Here is a 16,496-nt window from a genome sequence, read left to right as displayed (position 1 = left end):
ACCATGGACCACCGCCTCTCCCCCGAACTGGAAGAACTCCGCCGCACGGTGGAGGAGTTCGCGCACGACGTCGTGGCGCCGAAGATCGGCGACTTCTACGAGCGGCACGAGTTCCCGTACGAGATCGTCCGCGAGATGGGCCGGATGGGCCTGTTCGGGCTGCCGTTCCCCGAGGAGCACGGCGGCATGGGCGGCGACTACCTGGCCCTCGGCATCGCCCTGGAGGAGCTGGCCCGCGTCGACTCGTCGGTGGCGATCACGCTCGAGGCCGGGGTCTCCCTCGGCGCCATGCCGATCCACCTCTTCGGCACGGACGAGCAGAAGCGCGAGTGGCTCCCCCGCCTGTGCTCCGGCGAGATCCTCGGCGCCTTCGGCCTCACGGAGCCGGACGGCGGCAGCGACGCGGGCGCCACGCGGACGACCGCCCGCCTGGACCCCGCCACCGGCGAATGGGTGATCAACGGCAGCAAGTGCTTCATCACCAACTCGGGCACGGACATCACGGGGTTGGTGACGGTCACCGCGGTGACCGGCCGCAAGCCCGACGGCAAGCCGCTGATCTCGTCGATCATCGTCCCCTCCGGCACCCCCGGCTTCACGGTCGCCGCCCCCTACTCGAAGGTCGGCTGGAACGCCTCCGACACCCGCGAGCTGTCCTTCGCCGACGTCCGGGTCCCCGCCGCCAACCTGCTCGGCGAGGAGGGCCGCGGCTACGCCCAGTTCCTGCGCATCCTGGACGAGGGCCGGATCGCCATCGCGGCCCTCGCCACCGGCCTGGCCCAGGGCTGCGTGGACGAGTCCGTCAAGTACGCGAAGGAACGCCACGCCTTCGGCCGTCCGATCGGCGCCAACCAGGCCATCCAGTTCAAGATCGCCGACATGGAGATGAAGGCCCACACGGCCCGCCTGGCCTGGCGCGACGCGGCCTCCCGCCTGGTGGCGGGCGAGCCCTTCAAGAAGGAGGCGGCCCTCGCCAAGCTCTACTCCTCCACGATCGCCGTCGACAACGCCCGCGACGCGACCCAGGTCCACGGCGGCTACGGGTTCATGAACGAGTACCCGGTGGCCCGCATGTGGCGCGACTCCAAGATCCTGGAGATCGGGGAGGGCACGAGCGAGGTGCAGCGGATGCTGATCGCGCGGGAGTTGGGGCTGGTGAGCTGAGGCCCGGCGGCGTGAGCTTCGGCAGGCCTCGGTGCCGGCGCACGCCCGCGGGCGCATCCACGTCGCGCGTCAGTCCGTCGCCGCGGTGGTGTGGTGCGGCCGGTTGCGCACCAGCAGGGCCGAGACCAGGGCCGCGCACAGGAACACGGCGGCGACGACGGCCATGCCGGCGTGGACGCCGGAGGTGAAGGCGTCGCCGACCGCGGCGGTCACGTTCGGCGGGGTCGCCCCGTGACCGCCGGTGCCCGTGGAGACGGCGTGCTCGACCGCGGGCCAGGCCGCCCGGGGGACGTGGTGGGCGTCGAGCCGGTCGGGCAGCCGGGACTGGAGCCGGCTCGCGAGCAGGGCGCCGAGGAGGGCGGAGCCGGTGACGGACCCGATCTGGCGGAAGGCGTTGACGGCTCCGGAGGCCATGCCGGCGTGTTCGTGGGAGACGCTGACCAGCGCGGCGGCGGTGCTCGGCGCGGCCACCATCCCGGACGCGGCGCCGAAGAGCACGTACAGCCACCACACCCGGGCATAGGGGGTGGTCGGCTCCAGCGTGGTGAATCCGGCCGTGGCGGCGGCCCCGACGAGGAAGCCCAGGGTGAGCGGGAGCTTGAAGCCGGTACGGCGGATCACGCGTCCGGTCGCGTAGGCGACGACGACGTAGACGCCGAAGAAGGCCAGCAGCCGCCAGCCCACGTCGAGGGCGGAGAGCTGCTGGACGCGCTCGTAGAAGAGCACCGAGAGGATGGCCACCCCGGTGAAGCCGAACAGGGAGACGGCCGCGACGAACATGACGGCGCTGAACGACGCCGACCGGAACAGGCTCATGTCCAGCATGGGGGTGCGGGCGGCCCGCTCGACGAGGACGAAACCGCCGAGGGCCGCGGCCGCGACGACCCAGGCGGTCAGGATCCGGGGGCTGGTGTAGCCGTCGTGTCCGCCTTCGATGAGGGCGTAGACGAGGGCGGCGATGCCCAGGGCGGCCAGGAGCTGGCCGGGGATGTCGAGCTTGCCGGCGGGGCCGCGCGACTCGGCGACGAAGACGGCGGCGGCCATGGTGACGACCGCGAGGGCGGCGGTCGACAGGAAGACCGTGTTCCAGTGGAAGTGGTCCAGCAGGGTGCCGGCGATCAGCGGGCCGGCGGCGAGCCCGATGCCGGAGGCGGCCGCCCAGGCGGTGACGACCTCGGTGCGCCGGTGCGGGTCCGGGAAGGCGGCGCCCAGGATGGCCAGGCTGTTGGGCAGGATGAGGGCGCCGCCGAGGCCGGAGACGAGCTGACCGGCGATGACGCCCGCGGTCGACCCCGAGGCGTAGACGGTGAGCGACCCGATGATCATGACCGCGGCCCCGGCCAGGAACGCGCGCTTGCGGCCGTAGAGGTTGCCGATGGTGCCCGCGGACATCACCAGGCTGGCCACGAGCAAGGTGTACGCGGAGGGTATCCAGACGAGGCCGGTCGGGGAGACGTGCAGGTCGTCCTGGATCGCCGACAGCGCCGACACGGACGCGGTGATCAGCAGAAAGGTCGTCATGGCGCCCAGGCACATCGCGACGAGGGTGAGGCCGGCCGCGCGCCGGGAGGGCTGCTGGGAGGAGGGCCGGTCGCCGGGCGGCCGGTCGGTCGGCTTGAGCCGGCCCGGGGCGGGGGAAGGGGTGGTGGCCATCGTGTCCTCGTCTCGGCCGGGCTGCGGGCGGCAGGCAGCAGGCGGCAGCGCCCTCGATGACCCGAGCTGACTTACGATTGATGAAGTCAGCTCGACGCTATAGGCTGACTTCGGATGAGGCAAGTCAGCTGGAGGGCGGAGAGATGACAGACCTGGTGCGGGAACGGGACGCCTGGTCCATGGCCAACTGCTCCGTCGCCCGGACTCTGGAGATCGTCGGCAACAGGACGGCGATGCTGATCATGCGCGAGGCGTTCTTCGGCACCCGCCGGTTCGACGACTTCGCCAGGCGGGTGGGCATCGGCGAACCCGCCGCCTCGGCGCGCCTGAAGGAACTGACCGCCGCCGGGCTCCTGGAACGCGTGCCCTACCAGGAACCCGGCCAGCGGACCCGGTACGCCTACCGGCTGACCGAGAAGGGACGGGACTTCCTGCCCGTCCTCACGGCGTTGCGGCAGTGGGGCGACACCTGGGCCGCGGACGAACAGGGGCCTCCGGTGGTCGTACGCCACCGGGACTGCGGCGCCGCGGTGCACGCTGTGCTGCGCTGCGACGACGGCCACGACGTGCGACGCGGGGAATCGTTCGTGGACGCCGGCCCGGGTCTCATCCGCGTCGCCCCGGACGGCCCCGACCCGGACCCCGACGGCGACTGAGACGCCCGGCGGACGGCCACGGCGCCCGCGCCCGCGCCCACCCACTACGAGGAGTTGTCTTGACGCTCGACTTCCAGCCCGGCCAGGGGACCAGGTCACGCACGTTCAGCTGGGGAGACCCCGCCGTCTCCGCCGGCGCCGTCCCGCACCACAGCGGCCTCGGCTTCCTCCGGGAGATCCTGGCCGGCCGCCTGCCCGCCCCGCCGGTCGCCGCCGCCCTGGGCTTCACCCTGGAGGAGGCCGAGTACGGCCGGGCGGTCTTCGCCCTGGTGCCGGGCGAGGAGCACTACAACCCGATAGGCAGCGTCCACGGCGGCGTCTACGCCACGCTCCTCGACTCGGCGGCCGGCTGCGCGGTGCAGTCCGTACTGCCCCAGGGCGCCGGGTACACCTCGATCGACCTGACCCTGAAGTTCCTGCGTCCGATCACCGTCGACACCGGCAAGGTCCGCGCCATCGGCACCGTCCTCAACAGCGGCCGCCGCACCGCCCTCGCCCAGGCGGAACTCCGCGACTCCGAGGACCGGTTGCTGGCCCATGCGACCAGCAGCTGCATGCTCTTTCCGGTTACGGGGCGCCAGGGCACGTGAGCCTGGGGAACGGTGTCCGGGACCCGTTCATCAGTCCGGCAGGCAGGCGCGGAACCGGTGGAGCAGTTCGAGTGCGGCAGGGCTCTCCGCGTCGAAGGTCTGGCCCCGCTGTTCGGCAGGAAGAGCCGGCGCCCAGACACGGGCACCGTGGCAGCGGAAGCAGAAGGCGATCTCGAGAAGCGGACCGGCGGAGCCGTGCGCCCGGATTCCCCAGCCCGGGAGGAAGCAACGGTACGGCTCGCTTCCTGGAAGGCCGGTGATCAGGGACAGGGCCTGCTGGGCCTGATCCCCCTCCCAGATCGCGACAGTGTCGCCGTCCAGGTCCTCCGAACCGAGGTGCCGGACGGGGTCGGTGATGCGGACGACCTCGATGAGTTCGGTCTTCCCATGGGCCGGCGGGAGCAGCATGCCCCCAGCCTCTCACCGACGGCGCCTGGACACCGGGCAGGCCACCGCAAACTGCTCCGACCGCTCGGCCCAGCGCCATCGGACGTGCCGACCAGTACACCTCCACCTCGGTTCACGTCACGCGGATCATCGCGAGGGGGGCGCGACGGGCCGGCCAATGTCACGGGCGTGGCCGGGATCGCCGTCGACGCGATCTTCACTCGCCCTTACTCGTCGCTCGGCCGGTCGGCGATCGGCCCCTCGGACAGCCCGGACTCCGAGTTGATCTACCCTCTCCTGATGGACGACTCCCCCTGCCTCTGCATCCTCTGCGAACCGCCCCCGAACGGCCCGGCCTTCGAAGAACGGGACAGCCGGATAGCCAGGAGCGTCACCGACTTCGGCTGGCACGTCATGGGTGTGGGCGCCGGCGGCGACGCACCCGCGGACTGGGCATACTCCATCGGGCTGTGGCACACGCTGCGCAGTCCCGAGGTCTGTGTCTTCGGCCTGCGGACGGATGTCGCCATGCCCGTCGTGAACGCGGCCGGAGCTGGAATCCGCGGTGGTCTTCCCCTGGAGCCGGACCAGCGCAGGGACGACGTCCTCAACGGCTACGACGTCGCCGTCCGGCCTGTCCACCCCAGCTGGTACCGGGACTTCTTCGGTGCCGGCATCGACTTCTGCCAGGCCCCTCCGTGGCCCGTCACGCAGTTGTTCTGGCCCGACAAGTCCGGACGCTTCCCCTGGGAGGACGGGGTGACCGACTACTGCCGGGCGAGTCAACCACTGCTCTGGATCCCGAAGTCCGACACCGAGGGACCGTGGTCGCAGGTCGCGTGAAAGCCACCCGTGCCGCCCTCATTGGAACTGGTGCAGGCCTTCATGCAGGCTGCGGGGAGGGCCCTACCAGTCCCGCCAGTCGTCCGTGATCTCGGTGCGGCCGATACCTCGTCTCGCTGCGAGAGCGGCCACGCCGACGCCATGCTTCGTCGCCGACAGAAGCGACTTGGGGCCGGGAGCGGCCTTCTGGTCTCGGCTGAACGTCGGCGAACGGTGGTGAATGAGGCGGAAAATGAGACGGATCGGCCGAGCCTCGAACCCCGGGGCGGTGTCCGACCCTCGTGCCATCATCCTCAGGTGCTGAAGATCCCCGGTTACGAAGATGGTCCTCTGGTGCAGGGCACTGCCTACCTGGATGAGCCGTTGTTCTGGCCCGTGCATCTCGGCTCCTGCTTGCGTGTTGAGGATGCGCAGCGAGCTGCGTTCGGTGCCGACTGGGACGCGGCCATGGAGCTGTATCACGTGATGTCGGCCGAGCGGGAGTGGCCGGTTTTCAGCGTGCCTCTGTCCTCGGGACACACGATCCATGTCGTCTACCGCAACATCGAGGGCGACCGCGGCGTGGACTACCTGATACATCACCCGGCGTGGTCCGCAGCGGAAACCCTTGCCGTGGACGACGGTCACTTCATGGGGCCCGGCATGGCCTGGCCGGAGTTGCTGTCCACTGCCCGACAGCCGGCCACGGAAGGCGTTACCGACCCCGACGCCCGTCTCTTGCTGCTCTTCCCGGCACTCGGCGACGCGCGGCTTCCCGACGACGCAGCCGTTCCGCTCACCACCGCGCTCACAGCTCTCACCCTGATCGAAGAGACATCCGAAGTGGCGAACATGCTTCTGGAAAACCAGGGCCAGTGGTCTCCTGCTCACTGGCGGCTGGGAGACGGCGCCTGCATCAACGATGGCAGGCACTCATATCGAAACCCCGGCAACGCCTTCGCCCTGCCCGAGGGCCGCCTCTTGGAGATCAGCCGCGCTCTGAACGGCTGGGAAGCAACGACTCAGCTGACATCCGGCTGAACGCCTCACACCTCGGGTGACGCCGTGACACGCCTGGCGGCCGCGACCGCGCCCGAGCAGGCCACGGTGCTCGACGTGGGCTGCGGCACGGGCTACTACCTGGCCGGCGTTCTCGACCGGCTGCCCGGCGCCCGCGGCCTCGGACTGGACACATCGGTACGTGCGCTGCGCGCGGCGGCGCGGGCCCATGACCGAGCCGGTACCGCGGCCTGGGACGTCTTCCGTCCCCTTCCGCTGGCCACCGGGGTCGCCGATGTCGTGCTGGACGTGTTCGCCCCGCGGAACCCGGCCGAGTTCCACCGGGTGCTCCGCCCGACCGGGCGGCTGATCGTGGTCCGCCCCACCGGGCGCCACCTGGCCGAACTGCGCGAGCAACTGCCTGCGACGGTGACCGTCGATCCGGCCAAGGAGCGGCGCCTGCACCGGGCGCTGGATCCCTTCTTCGCCGTCGCCGCCGCCGAACAGGTGGAGTACGGCGCGGCCCTGGCCAGGGAGGAGGCCCTCGACCTGCTGGCGATGACTCCAAGCGCACGCCACTTGAACCAGGCGGACCTGAGCGGCGAGGCCCCGCTGCCCGACCGGGTCACCGTCTCCGTGCTGGCCACCGCCTACCGGCCCCGGTGACCGCAAAGGCCTAACCCAGTGGGAAGGAGGCCCGCCGTTCCCAGCGCCTCCCGTCGTGGACCAGCAGGTCGACCGTCGACACCCGCGCCACGATGGGGAGGCTGGTCAGCACGCTCGCTTCGGCCCTCGCCATGACGGACTCGTCCTGGCCTTGGGTGACCGTGAGGTGGGGGACGATGTCGTCGAATGCGCCGCCGAACGGCGGGTTCTCCGGCCACCGTTCGGCGATCGCCTCCGTGAGGCGTCTGAAGCGGGTGGCCGGTTCGGGGGCGGGGGCGACGTACAGCACTCCGGGGAACCGGCCGCAGCGGTCGAAGCGGGCGTCGAACGGCCGGTGGTGAGAGAGCAGGTCGCCCAGCGCGGCGTGGACACCGCCGTCGATCAGGCCCGCGTCAAGGAACGGGAAGAGCACGGTGACGTGGGCCGGTACACCGGCGCGAGCCGCGGGGTCGAGGCGGTCACGCCATGTTCCCACCGCGGGCTCCGCCTCCGGGACCCTCACGATCAGCCCCGACTGCCCCGCCCGGAACTCATCCGCCTGTACGTCCGCCATCGCACCTGTCTATCAGCAGGTCCCGCCCTCGGGGAGCAGCGAGGGTCAATGAGAATTGTTCATCCGGGAGTTGGCTTCGGTGAGCCGACTCCCGGGCGGAACGCCCAGGGGCTGGTCCTGGACATGATCTGAGGTTAGGCTAACCTAATCTCCATCCCGTCCGGCGGTGTTCCCGCACGTCCGAAAGCAGCCACAGCCATGTCCAACGCCAGAGCAGCCCACCCCACCCGCCGTGGCATCCTCGCCGCCGGTGGCGCCCTCGGCCTCGGCGCCGTGCTTGCCGCCTGCGGTGACGACGACAAAAGCGGTGGCTCCTCCGACAAGGAGACGACGGCCGCCGCCAAGTCCGGTCCCTGGACGTTCAAGGACGACCGCGGGACCACGGTGAAGCTGGACAAGGTCCCCGCGAACATCGTCGCGTTCGTCGGCGTCGCCGCCGCGCTGTACGACTACGGCATCAGCGTCAAGGGCGTCTTCGGGCCCACGAAGACCAAGGCCGGCAAGGCCGACGTCCAGGCCGGCGACATGGACATCAGCAAGCTGACCATCCTCGGCAACGAGTGGGGCCAGTTCAACGTCGAGAAGTACGCGGCGCTGGCGCCCGACGTCCTCATCACCACCATGTTCGACGGCGCCGGCACCCTCTGGTACGTCCCGGACGAGTCCAAGGACAAGATCGCCAAGCTCGCCCCGAGCGTCGGCATCTCGGCCTACGACCGTCAGCTCACCGTCCCGCTCCAGCGCGTCTGGGCGCTCGCCGAGTCGCTCGGCGCGGACATGAGGGCGAGCAAGGTGACGGACGCGAAGAAGCGCTTCGAGGAGGCGTCCTCCCGGCTGCGCGCCGCCGCCAAGGCGCACCCCGACATCACGGTGATGGCCGGTTCCGCCGCCCAGGACCTGTTCTACGTCTCCGGCTCCAACCTCTCCGTGGACCTGGAGTACTTCAAGGCCCTCGGCGTGAACTTCGTCGAGCCGTCGGCGTCCGTACTGAAGGCGAGCGGCGGCTGGTACGAGTCGCTGAGCTGGGAGAACGTCGACAAGTACCAGGCCGACATCATCATGATGGACGACCGTACGGCGACCATCCAGCCCGCCGACATCACCCAGGCCACCTGGAAGAAGCTCCCCGCGGTCAAGGCCGGCCAGGTCATCGCCCGTTCCCCCGAGCCGATCTTCTCCTACGACAAGTGCGTCGCGATGGTGGAGAACCTCGCCAAGGCGATCGAGACGGCGAAGAAGGTCAGCTGACCCTCCATACACGTTCGTACAACTTCCTGACTCCCAGGAGCTCATATGACGACGGCCGTAGCCGCCCCGTTCCGTTTCTTCTCCCTCCAGGTCGTACGGACGAGGCGGCTCGGTCCGTCTCTGGTCCGGGTCACCTTCGCCGGCGCCGACCTGGCGCACTTCCGCTCCCACGGGCGCGACCAGTCGCTCTCCCTGTTCCTCCCGGCCGAGGGGCGCACCGAGCCCGCGGTGCCGATCGAACTCGGATGGGGGTCCCCCCGCTCGAGCGAAGCCGAGAGTGGGGGAGGCTGGTGGCAGGGCTGGCGCGAACTCCCGGACGACGTACGGGCCGTGATGCGGTCGTACACCCTGCGGGCGCTGCGCCGGGACCCGGACGAGATCGACATCGACTTCGTGCTGCACGGGGTCGAGCCGGGGGCCGCCACCCCCGCGGGGCCCGCCTCCCGGTGGGCGTCGCGGGCCACCGCCGGTGACCGGGTGATCCTGCTCGGACCCGCGGTCCCCGACAACCGGGCGATCCGCTTCCGGCCGCCCGAGGACACCGACCTGGTACTGGTCTGGGGCGACGAGACCGCCGTACCGGCCGCGACCGCCGTCCTCGAATCCCTGCCCGCCGGTACCCGGGTGCGCGCCTGGCTGGAGGTGCCGTGCGCCGAGGACGTCCAGGACGTGGCCACCCTGGCGGACGCGGAGATCACCTGGCTGGTGGGCGGCCGCGAGGCCGCGGCGGAGATCCGTGCGGCACAACTCCCCGCCCACGCACACCCGTACGCCTGGATCGCCGGGGAGTCGGGGCGGGTGAAGGAGCTGCGCCGGCACCTCGTCGGCGAGCGCGGGATCGACCGGCGCCGGGTCACCTTCGTCGGCTACTGGCGGCAGGGCCTGACGGAGGAACAACTCCGGGCGGCCGGTGAGTAGTCCGAGGCGGACGAGCAGGTCCGGTGCCGACGTGACGACTGTCGGCCGACGTGACGGCTGTCACGTGGGCAGCGTCCTACCCGCGTTGGTTAGGTTAGGCTAACCTAAGTGCCGTCGATCACTCCCTTCCCCCCCGCACGGATCGTCCCGGAGGACCCCCTCATGCGCTCGCACCTGCTCAATGACCTCACCGCGGAGCAGTACCGCCGCTCCGTGACCGAAGGAGTAGAGCGGGTGGCGGCCAAACTCGCCACCACCGACCGTCCGTTCACGGGTGTCACCGTCGACGCCCTCTCCCCCCGCATCGACGGCATCGACCTCGACCGCCCGCTGCACGACACCACCGCGGTCCTTGACGAGCTGGAGGACGTCTATCTCCGGGACGCCGTCTACTTCCACCACCCCCGCTACCTCGCCCACCTCAACTGCCCCGTGGTCATCCCGGCGGTGCTCGGCGAGGCGGTGCTCTCCGCCGTCAACTCCTCCCTGGACACCTGGGACCAGTCGGCCGGCGGCACCCTCATCGAGCGGAAACTGATCGACTGGACGGCCGAGCGGATCGGCCTCGGCCCGGCCGCCGACGGCGTGTTCACCTCCGGCGGCACCCAGTCCAACCTCCAGGCGCTGCTGCTGGCTCGGGAGGAGGCCAAGGCCGACTCTCTCGCCGACCTGCGGATCTTCGCCTCCGAGGTCAGCCACTTCAGCGTGAGGAAGTCGGCGAAACTGCTCGGTCTCGGCCAGGACGCGGTGGTCTCCGTGCCCGTCGGCGCCGACAAGCGGATGCAGACCGTCGCCCTCGCCCGCGAGCTGGAGCGCTGCAAGAACGACGGCCTGGTGCCCATGGCGGTCGTCGCCACCGCCGGCACCACCGACTTCGGTTCCATCGACCCGCTCCCCGAGATCGCCGAGCTGTGCGAGCAGTACGGCGTCTGGATGCACGTCGACGCCGCCTACGGCTGCGGGCTGCTCGCCTCCCTGAAGCACCGGGACCGGCTCGCCGGCATCGAGCGCGCCGACTCGGTCACCGTGGACTACCACAAGTCCTTCTTCCAGCCCGTGAGCTCGTCCGCGGTGCTGGTCCGGGACGGGTCGACCCTGTGCCATGTCACATACCACGCGGACTACCTCAACCCCCGCCGCATGGTCACCGAACGCATCCCCAACCAGGTCGACAAGTCCCTCCAGACCACCCGCCGCTTCGACGCCCTCAAGCTGTGGATGACCCTGCGCACCATGGGCGCCGACGGCATCGGCGAACTCTTCGACGAGGTCTGCGAGCTGGCGGAGGAGGGCTGGAGGCTGCTGGTGGCCGACCCGCGCTACGACGTCGTCGTCGAGCCGTCCCTGTCCACCCTCGTCTTCCGCTACATCCCGGCGGCCGTCACCGACCCGGCCGAGATCGACCGCGCCAACCTGTACGCCCGCAAGGCCCTGTTCGCCTCCGGCGACGCGGTGGTCGCGGGCACCAAGGTCGGCGGCCGCCACTACCTGAAGTTCACCCTGCTCAACCCCGAGACCACGACGGCCGACATCGCCGCCGTCCTCGACCTGATCGCCGGCCACGCCGAGCAGTACCTGGGAGAGTCCCTTGACCGCGCGTCCTGAAGCCCCGAGCAAGACCTACGACTTCGTGGGGATCGGGCTCGGCCCGTTCAACCTCGGCCTCGCCTGCCTCACCGAGCCGATCGCCGAACTCGACGGCGTCTTCCTGGACTCGAAGCCCGACTTCGAGTGGCACGCCGGGATGTTCCTGGACGGCGCGCACCTCCAGACCCCGTTCATGTCGGACCTGGTCACCCTCGCCGACCCCACCTCGCCGTACTCCTTCCTCAACTACCTGAAGGAGAAGGGCCGGCTGTACTCGTTCTACATCCGTGAGAACTTCTACCCGCTGCGGGTCGAGTACGACGACTACTGCCGCTGGGCCGCGCACCGGCTGACCAACGTCCGCTTCAGCACGACGGTGACGGAGGTCCGGTACGAGGACGACGTCTACGTCGTGGCGACGGCCGCCGGGGAGACCTACCGCGCCCGGCACCTGGTCCTCGGCACCGGCACCCCGCCCCACATCCCCGAGGCCTGCCAGGGGCTGGGCGGCGACTTCATCCACAACTCGCGCTACCTGCGGCACAAGCAGGAACTCCAGTCCAAGGAGTCGATCACCCTGGTCGGCAGCGGCCAGTCCGCCGCCGAGATCTACCACGACCTGCTCGGCGAGATCGACGTCCACGGCTACCGCCTGAACTGGGTGACCCGTTCCCCCCGCTTCTTCCCGCTCGAATACACCAAGCTCACGCTGGAGATGACCAGCCCCGAGTACATCGACTACTACCACGCGCTGCCCGAGGCGACCCGCTACCGGCTCACCGCCGAGCAGAAAGGCCTCTTCAAGGGCATCGACGGGGACCTGATCAACGAGATCTTCGACCTACTCTACCAGAAGAACCTCGGCGGCCCGGTCCCCACCCGTCTGCTCACCAACTCGTCCCTGAACGCGGCGACGTACGACAACGGCACGTACAAACTGAAGCTCCGCCAGGAGGAGCAGGGCAAGGAGTACGAGATCGAGACCCAGGGCCTGGTCCTGGCCACCGGCTACCGGTACGCCGAGCCCGAGTTCCTCGGGCCCGTCCGGGACCGGCTGCGCTACGACGCGCACGGCAACTTCGACGTGGCCCGCAACTACGCGATCGACGTCACCGGCCGGGGTGTCTTCCTGCAGAACGCCGGCGTCCACACCCACAGCGTCACCAGCCCCGACCTGGGCATGGGCCCCTACCGGAACGCGTACATCATCCGCGAGCTGCTCGGCTCCGAGTACTACCCGGTGGAGAAGACGATCGCCTTCCAGGAGTTCGCGGTATGACCACGATGACGAGGGCCTTCGCCTTCCGCGTCCTCGACCCCCTCCGGGACGCCGAGCTGGTGCACCGCTGGGTCACCCACCCCAAGGCGGCCTACTGGATGATGCAGGACGCCCGGCTGGAGGACGTCGAGCGGGCGTACATGGAGATCGCGGCCGACGAGCACCACCACGCGCTGCTCGGCCTCGGCGAGGACGGTGAGCCGGCCTTCCTCATGGAGTACTACGACCCCGTCCACCGCGAGCTGGCCGGGCTGTACGAGCCCGAGCCCGGCGACGTGGGGATGCACTTCCTCACCCCCGCCACGGACAGGCCCGTGCACGGCTTCACGAAGGCCGTCATCACGGCCGTGGTGGCCCGTCTCTTCGAGGACCCGGCGACCCGCCGGATCGTCGTGGAACCGGATGTCGGCAACAAGGCCGTGCACGCTCTGAACGAGGCCGTCGGGTTCGTGCCCGTACGGGAGATCCAGAAGCCGGAGAAGAAGGCGTTGCTGAGCTACTGCACCCGGGAGCGGTTCGAGAGGGCGGTGGCCGCCGTATGACCCTCGCCGACGCCGTGGCCCACCTCTCCCCCGAGCGCTGGGAGAAGGCCAACCGGCTGCTCATACGCAAGGCGCTCGCCGAGTTCGCCCACGAGCGCCTGATCACCCCTGAGGCGGACGGGACCGGTTACGTCGTCCGCAGCGACGACGGGCTCACCCGCTACCGCTTCACCGCCGTCCGCCGTGCCCTCGACCACTGGGAGGTGGCGCCCGAGTCCATCACCCGCACCCGCGACGGCTCCGAACTTCCGCCGGCGGCACTGGACTTCTTCATCGAACTGAAGGAGTCACTGGGCCTGAGCGACGAGATCCTGCCGGTCTACCTGGAGGAGATCTCCTCCACCCTCTCCGGCACCTGCTACAAGCTCACCAAGCCCCAGGTCCCGGTCGCCGAGCTCGCCCGGAGCGGTTTCCAGGCCATCGAGACCGGCATGACCGAGGGCCACCCCTGCTTCGTCGCCAACAACGGGCGGCTCGGCTTCGGCGTCCACGAGTACCTGTCGTACGCCCCCGAGACCGCGAGCCCGGTCCGTCTGGTGTGGCTGGCGGCCCACAGGTCACGCGCCGCGTTCACGGCGGGTGTCGGCATCGAGTACGAGTCCTTCGTGCGCGAGGAGCTGGGCGCGCGGACCGTCGAGCGCTTCGACGGCGTGCTGCGCGACCGGGGCCTGGACCCCGCCGACTACCTCCTCATCCCGGTCCACCCCTGGCAGTGGTGGAACAAGCTCACCGTCACCTTCGCCGCCGAGGTCGCCCGCGGGTACCTCGTCTGCCTGGGCGAGGGCGACGACGAGTACCTGGCCCAGCAGTCCATCCGGACCTTCTTCAACACCTCGCATCCTGAGAAGCACTACGTGAAGACCGCTCTGTCGGTCCTCAACATGGGCTTCATGCGCGGGCTCTCGGCCGCCTACATGGAGGCCACCCCGGCCATCAACGACTGGCTGGCCCAGCTCATCGACAACGACCCGGTGCTCCGGTCCACCGGCCTGTCGATCATCCGCGAGCGGGCGGCCGTCGGCTACCGGCACCTGGAGTACGAGAAGGCGACCGACCGCTACTCGCCGTACCGGAAGATGCTGGCCGCGCTGTGGCGGGAGAGCCCGGTCGCCTCCCTCCGGGAGGGCGAGTCCCTGGCCACCATGGCCTCGCTGCTCCACGTGGACCACGAGGGCGCCTCCTTCGCGGCCGCGCTGATCGAGCGGAGCGGACTGCCGGCGAAGGAGTGGCTGCGCGCCTACCTCCGGGCCTACTTCACGCCCCTCCTGCACAGCTTCTACGCCTACGACCTGGTGTTCATGCCGCACGGCGAGAACGTCATCCTGGTCCTGGCGGACGGGGTCGTACGACGGGCGGTCTACAAGGACATCGCCGAGGAGATCGCGGTCATGGACCCGGACGCGGTGCTGCCGCCGGCGGTCGAGCGGCTGCGCGTCGAGGTCCCGGAGGACAAGAAGCTCCTTTCCGTCTTCACGGACGTCTTCGACTGCTTCTTCCGCTTCCTCTCCGCGAACCTCGCGGCCGAAGGGGTCCTGGCGGAGGACGACTTCTGGCGGACGGTCGCCGAGGTCACCCGTGAGTACCAGGAGTCGGCGCCCGAACTCGCCGACAGATTCGCGCAGTACGACATGTTCGCGCCCGAGTTCGCGCTGTCCTGCCTCAACCGGCTCCAGCTGCGCGACAACAGGCAGATGGTGGACCTGGCGGACCCGTCGGGCGCCCTCCAGCTGGTCGGAACCCTGGAAAATCCCGTCGCGGGGTTCTGATCCGGGCGGACGGGCTCCCCCGAGTACGGTCCTCGGGGGAGCCCGTCGGTCATTTCACGTCACTGCGGTGTGCGGGCCAGGGCACCTGCGGGGAGCGGTAGTAGGGGATGCCGAGGGCGTCCCAGCGCGGGGCCTGGGCGGCGAGCCGCACCTGGTAGGCGTCCCAGGAGTGGGTGGCGGCCGGCGACCAGCCCAGCTCCGCCACTCCCGGCAGCCTCGGGAAGGCCATGTAGTCGATGTCGGCGTCCGTGACGATCGTCTCGGTCCACAGCGGTGCCTCGACGCCCCTGACCGACGAAGCGGGGGCGCCGGCGAGGTAGTCGCCCGGGTCCCAGTCGTACGACCGCTTCACCTCGACCAGTCCGGCCCAGTCCTGGCCCAGCGGGGTGTCCTCGGTGTACTTCATGTCGAGGTACACCCGGTCCGCGGGCGAGAGGATCAGCCCGGTGCCGCTCCGGGCGGCCTTGACGACCTGGGCCTTCTCGGCGGCGCTCGTGTCGTCCGACCCCCAGTACTGCGCCAGGGCTCCCTGCGCCGGGTGGGCGCCGGTCAGCTGGTGCCAGCCGATCACCGTCTTGCCGTACCTCGCGACGATCGGCTGCACCCGGTCCATGAACGTGACGTAGTCCTCATGGCTGGTGGAGTGCGCCTCGTCGCCGCCGATGTGGAGGTAGCGGCCGGGGGTGAGCGCGGCCAGTTCGCGGATGACGTCCTCGGCGAAGTCGTACGTCACCTGCTTGCCGACGCACAGCGAGCTGAAGCCGACCTCCGTGCCCGTGTACAGCGGCGGCGCGGTGCCGTCGCAGTTGAGGTCGGCGTAGGAGGCGAGGGCCGCGTCGGTGTGGCCGGGCATGTCGATCTCCGGGACGACTTCGAGGTAGCGGGAGGCGGCGTACCGGACGATCTCCCGGTACTCGGCCTTGGTGTAGAAACCGCCCCTGCCGCCGCCGACCTGGGTCGAGCCGCCGTAGGCCGCCAGGCGCGGCCAGGAGTCGATCGCGATGCGCCAGCCCTGGTCGTCGCTGAGGTGCAGATGCAACTCGTTGATCTTGTAGAGGGCCAGCTGGTCGATGTAGCGCTCGACCTGGGCCACGGTGAAGAAGTGCCGGGAGACGTCGAGCATCGCGCCCCGGTAGGCGTAGCGGGGGCGGTCGGTGATGGTGCCGCCCGCGACCAGCCACGGGCCGGGCTGCACGGTGTCCTTCTCGACGGCCGCCGGGAGCAACTGGCGCAGGGTCTGGACGCCGTGGAAGAGACCGGCGGGCTCGGCGGCGGTGATGGTGACGCCGTCGGGGCCGCTGTCGAGTCGGTAGCCCTCGGCGCCGAAGGGGCCGTGGGACAGGACGAGCCGGATGCCCGCCGTGCCGTGGGTGGTCACGGGCAGCCGGTAGCCGGTCGACGGGCGCAGCAGGCCCGCGAGGTACTCCGCGACCCGGTGGGCCTCCTCGGAGCCGTCGACGCGGATGGCGGTGGAGCGGGTGATGCGGTACGGCGTGCCGCCGGGCGTGACCGAGGCGGGCGCCGGTACGACCCGGCCGAGCGGGGTCGGCGCGGACGGGGGCGTCGCCGGGGTGGCGCCGACCGTGAAGGCGCCGGCCGCCGCGACGAGCAGCAGGGACCCGAGGACGCGGCCCATACGGGGAGTTCGGGGAGTCGTTCCGTGGTG

At 70.4% G+C, this 16,496-nt stretch carries 15 protein-coding genes and 1 pseudogene; 12 read left to right on the top strand and 4 right to left on the bottom strand.

The window, feature by feature from the left end; genetic code table 11:
* The first annotated feature begins 3 nt into the window (after positions 1 to 3).
* Entirely contained in the window at positions 4 to 1,164 is a 1,161-nt protein-coding gene (locus ACFY0P_RS15845) for an acyl-CoA dehydrogenase family protein (RefSeq protein WP_388912266.1), read from the top strand.
* 69 nt (positions 1,165 to 1,233) lie between these two features.
* Here the strand turns inward: ACFY0P_RS15845 and ACFY0P_RS15840 are convergent, their stop codons facing one another.
* Positions 1,234 to 2,817: an MFS transporter gene (locus ACFY0P_RS15840; RefSeq protein ID WP_388912263.1), complete on the bottom strand. Its 1,584-nt coding sequence runs from the start codon at positions 2,815 to 2,817 to the stop codon at positions 1,234 to 1,236.
* Positions 2,818 to 2,960: 143 nt separating this feature from the next.
* Here ACFY0P_RS15840 and ACFY0P_RS15835 point away from each other — a divergent pair, with 143 nt between their 5' ends.
* Both ACFY0P_RS15835 and ACFY0P_RS15830 read left to right on the top strand, forming a co-directional pair.
* Positions 2,961 to 3,473 (top strand): winged helix-turn-helix transcriptional regulator, encoded by a 513-nt coding sequence (locus ACFY0P_RS15835; RefSeq protein ID WP_388912260.1) that lies wholly within the window; start codon positions 2,961 to 2,963, stop codon positions 3,471 to 3,473.
* A gap of 59 nt (positions 3,474 to 3,532) precedes the next feature.
* Complete coding sequence (locus ACFY0P_RS15830; RefSeq protein ID WP_388912257.1) at positions 3,533 to 4,063, top strand: PaaI family thioesterase; 531 nt, start codon at positions 3,533 to 3,535, stop codon at positions 4,061 to 4,063.
* A 30-nt stretch (positions 4,064 to 4,093) separates the two neighbouring features.
* Here ACFY0P_RS15830 and ACFY0P_RS15825 read toward each other — a convergent pair whose 3' ends face one another.
* The gene (locus ACFY0P_RS15825) at positions 4,094 to 4,471 is read right to left on the bottom strand and encodes a hypothetical protein (RefSeq protein ID WP_388912254.1); all 378 of its coding nucleotides are present in this window, start codon (positions 4,469 to 4,471) and stop codon (positions 4,094 to 4,096) included.
* 168 nt (positions 4,472 to 4,639) lie between these two features.
* Between ACFY0P_RS15825 and ACFY0P_RS15820 the strand changes: the two genes are divergently transcribed.
* The 3 genes and pseudogenes from ACFY0P_RS15820 to ACFY0P_RS15810 all read left to right on the top strand — a co-directional run.
* Entirely contained in the window at positions 4,640 to 5,293 is a 654-nt protein-coding gene (locus tag ACFY0P_RS15820; RefSeq protein ID WP_388912251.1) for a DUF4262 domain-containing protein, read from the top strand.
* 297 nt (positions 5,294 to 5,590) lie between these two features.
* A complete protein-coding gene (locus tag ACFY0P_RS15815; protein WP_388912248.1) occupies positions 5,591 to 6,313 on the top strand; it encodes a hypothetical protein in 723 nt (240 codons plus the stop codon).
* 21 nt (positions 6,314 to 6,334) lie between these two features.
* Positions 6,335 to 6,937 (top strand): annotated as a pseudogene (locus ACFY0P_RS15810) (methyltransferase domain-containing protein); the annotation flags it as partial.
* A 10-nt stretch (positions 6,938 to 6,947) separates the two neighbouring features.
* Here the strand turns inward: ACFY0P_RS15810 and ACFY0P_RS15805 are convergent.
* Positions 6,948 to 7,490, bottom strand: coding sequence for a 2'-5' RNA ligase family protein (locus ACFY0P_RS15805; protein WP_388912246.1), 543 nt, complete (start codon positions 7,488 to 7,490; stop codon positions 6,948 to 6,950).
* A 198-nt stretch (positions 7,491 to 7,688) separates the two neighbouring features.
* On the opposite strand from ACFY0P_RS15805, the gene ACFY0P_RS15800 reads away from it, so the two are divergent.
* The 6 genes from ACFY0P_RS15800 (at position 7,689) to ACFY0P_RS15775 (ending at position 14,830) form a co-directional block, all read left to right on the top strand.
* Positions 7,689 to 8,738: an ABC transporter substrate-binding protein gene (locus ACFY0P_RS15800; RefSeq protein WP_388912243.1), complete on the top strand. Its 1,050-nt coding sequence runs from the start codon at positions 7,689 to 7,691 to the stop codon at positions 8,736 to 8,738.
* Between the two features lie 45 nt (positions 8,739 to 8,783).
* Positions 8,784 to 9,656, top strand: a complete 873-nt coding sequence (locus tag ACFY0P_RS15795) for a siderophore-interacting protein (protein WP_388912240.1) — start codon at positions 8,784 to 8,786, stop codon at positions 9,654 to 9,656.
* Positions 9,657 to 9,818: 162 nt separating this feature from the next.
* The gene (desA, locus tag ACFY0P_RS15790) at positions 9,819 to 11,261 is read left to right on the top strand and encodes a lysine decarboxylase DesA (protein ID WP_388912237.1); all 1,443 of its coding nucleotides are present in this window, start codon (positions 9,819 to 9,821) and stop codon (positions 11,259 to 11,261) included.
* On the top strand, positions 11,245 to 12,522 hold the full coding sequence (locus ACFY0P_RS15785) for a lysine N(6)-hydroxylase/L-ornithine N(5)-oxygenase family protein (RefSeq protein WP_388912234.1): 1,278 nt from the start codon (positions 11,245 to 11,247) through the stop codon (positions 12,520 to 12,522). The genes desA and ACFY0P_RS15785 overlap by 17 nt, the downstream gene beginning before the upstream one ends.
* On the top strand, positions 12,519 to 13,064 hold the full coding sequence (locus tag ACFY0P_RS15780) for a GNAT family N-acetyltransferase (RefSeq protein WP_388912231.1): 546 nt from the start codon (positions 12,519 to 12,521) through the stop codon (positions 13,062 to 13,064). The genes ACFY0P_RS15785 and ACFY0P_RS15780 overlap by 4 nt, the downstream gene beginning before the upstream one ends.
* Positions 13,061 to 14,830, top strand: coding sequence for an IucA/IucC family protein (locus tag ACFY0P_RS15775; protein WP_388912229.1), 1,770 nt, complete (start codon positions 13,061 to 13,063; stop codon positions 14,828 to 14,830). The genes ACFY0P_RS15780 and ACFY0P_RS15775 overlap by 4 nt, the downstream gene beginning before the upstream one ends.
* Positions 14,831 to 14,879: 49 nt before the next feature.
* Here the strand turns inward: ACFY0P_RS15775 and ACFY0P_RS15770 are convergent, their stop codons facing one another.
* Positions 14,880 to 16,466 (bottom strand): beta-N-acetylhexosaminidase, encoded by a 1,587-nt coding sequence (locus tag ACFY0P_RS15770; protein ID WP_388912226.1) that lies wholly within the window; start codon positions 16,464 to 16,466, stop codon positions 14,880 to 14,882.
* Positions 16,467 to 16,496: the final 30 nt, after the last annotated feature.

It is taken from the genome of Streptomyces sp. NPDC001714 (genome assembly GCF_042892755.1).
Classification (GTDB): Bacteria; Actinomycetota; Actinomycetes; order Streptomycetales; family Streptomycetaceae; genus Streptomyces.
Note: the sequence above shows the minus strand (reverse complement) of the source record. Positions and strands in the feature narration are given on the sequence as shown.

Excerpts from the sequence above, each read along its gene's own strand:
- ACFY0P_RS15835 (WP_388912260.1), top strand. The coding sequence starts at position 2,961 with ATGACAGACCTGGTGCGGGAACGGGACGCCTGGTCCATGGCCAACTGC.
- ACFY0P_RS15795 (WP_388912240.1), top strand. The coding sequence starts at position 8,784 with ATGACGACGGCCGTAGCCGCCCCGTTCCGTTTCTTCTCCCTCCAGGTC.
- ACFY0P_RS15770 (WP_388912226.1), bottom strand. The coding sequence starts at position 16,466 with ATGGGCCGCGTCCTCGGGTCCCTGCTGCTCGTCGCGGCGGCCGGCGCC.
- ACFY0P_RS15840 (WP_388912263.1), bottom strand. The coding sequence starts at position 2,817 with ATGGCCACCACCCCTTCCCCCGCCCCGGGCCGGCTCAAGCCGACCGAC.
- ACFY0P_RS15800 (WP_388912243.1), top strand. The coding sequence starts at position 7,689 with ATGTCCAACGCCAGAGCAGCCCACCCCACCCGCCGTGGCATCCTCGCC.
- desA (WP_388912237.1), top strand. The coding sequence starts at position 9,819 with ATGCGCTCGCACCTGCTCAATGACCTCACCGCGGAGCAGTACCGCCGC.
- ACFY0P_RS15825 (WP_388912254.1), bottom strand. The coding sequence starts at position 4,471 with ATGCTGCTCCCGCCGGCCCATGGGAAGACCGAACTCATCGAGGTCGTC.
- ACFY0P_RS15780 (WP_388912231.1), top strand. The coding sequence starts at position 12,519 with ATGACCACGATGACGAGGGCCTTCGCCTTCCGCGTCCTCGACCCCCTC.
- ACFY0P_RS15805 (WP_388912246.1), bottom strand. The coding sequence starts at position 7,490 with ATGGCGGACGTACAGGCGGATGAGTTCCGGGCGGGGCAGTCGGGGCTG.
- ACFY0P_RS15845 (WP_388912266.1), top strand. The coding sequence starts at position 4 with ATGGACCACCGCCTCTCCCCCGAACTGGAAGAACTCCGCCGCACGGTG.
- ACFY0P_RS15775 (WP_388912229.1), top strand. The coding sequence starts at position 13,061 with ATGACCCTCGCCGACGCCGTGGCCCACCTCTCCCCCGAGCGCTGGGAG.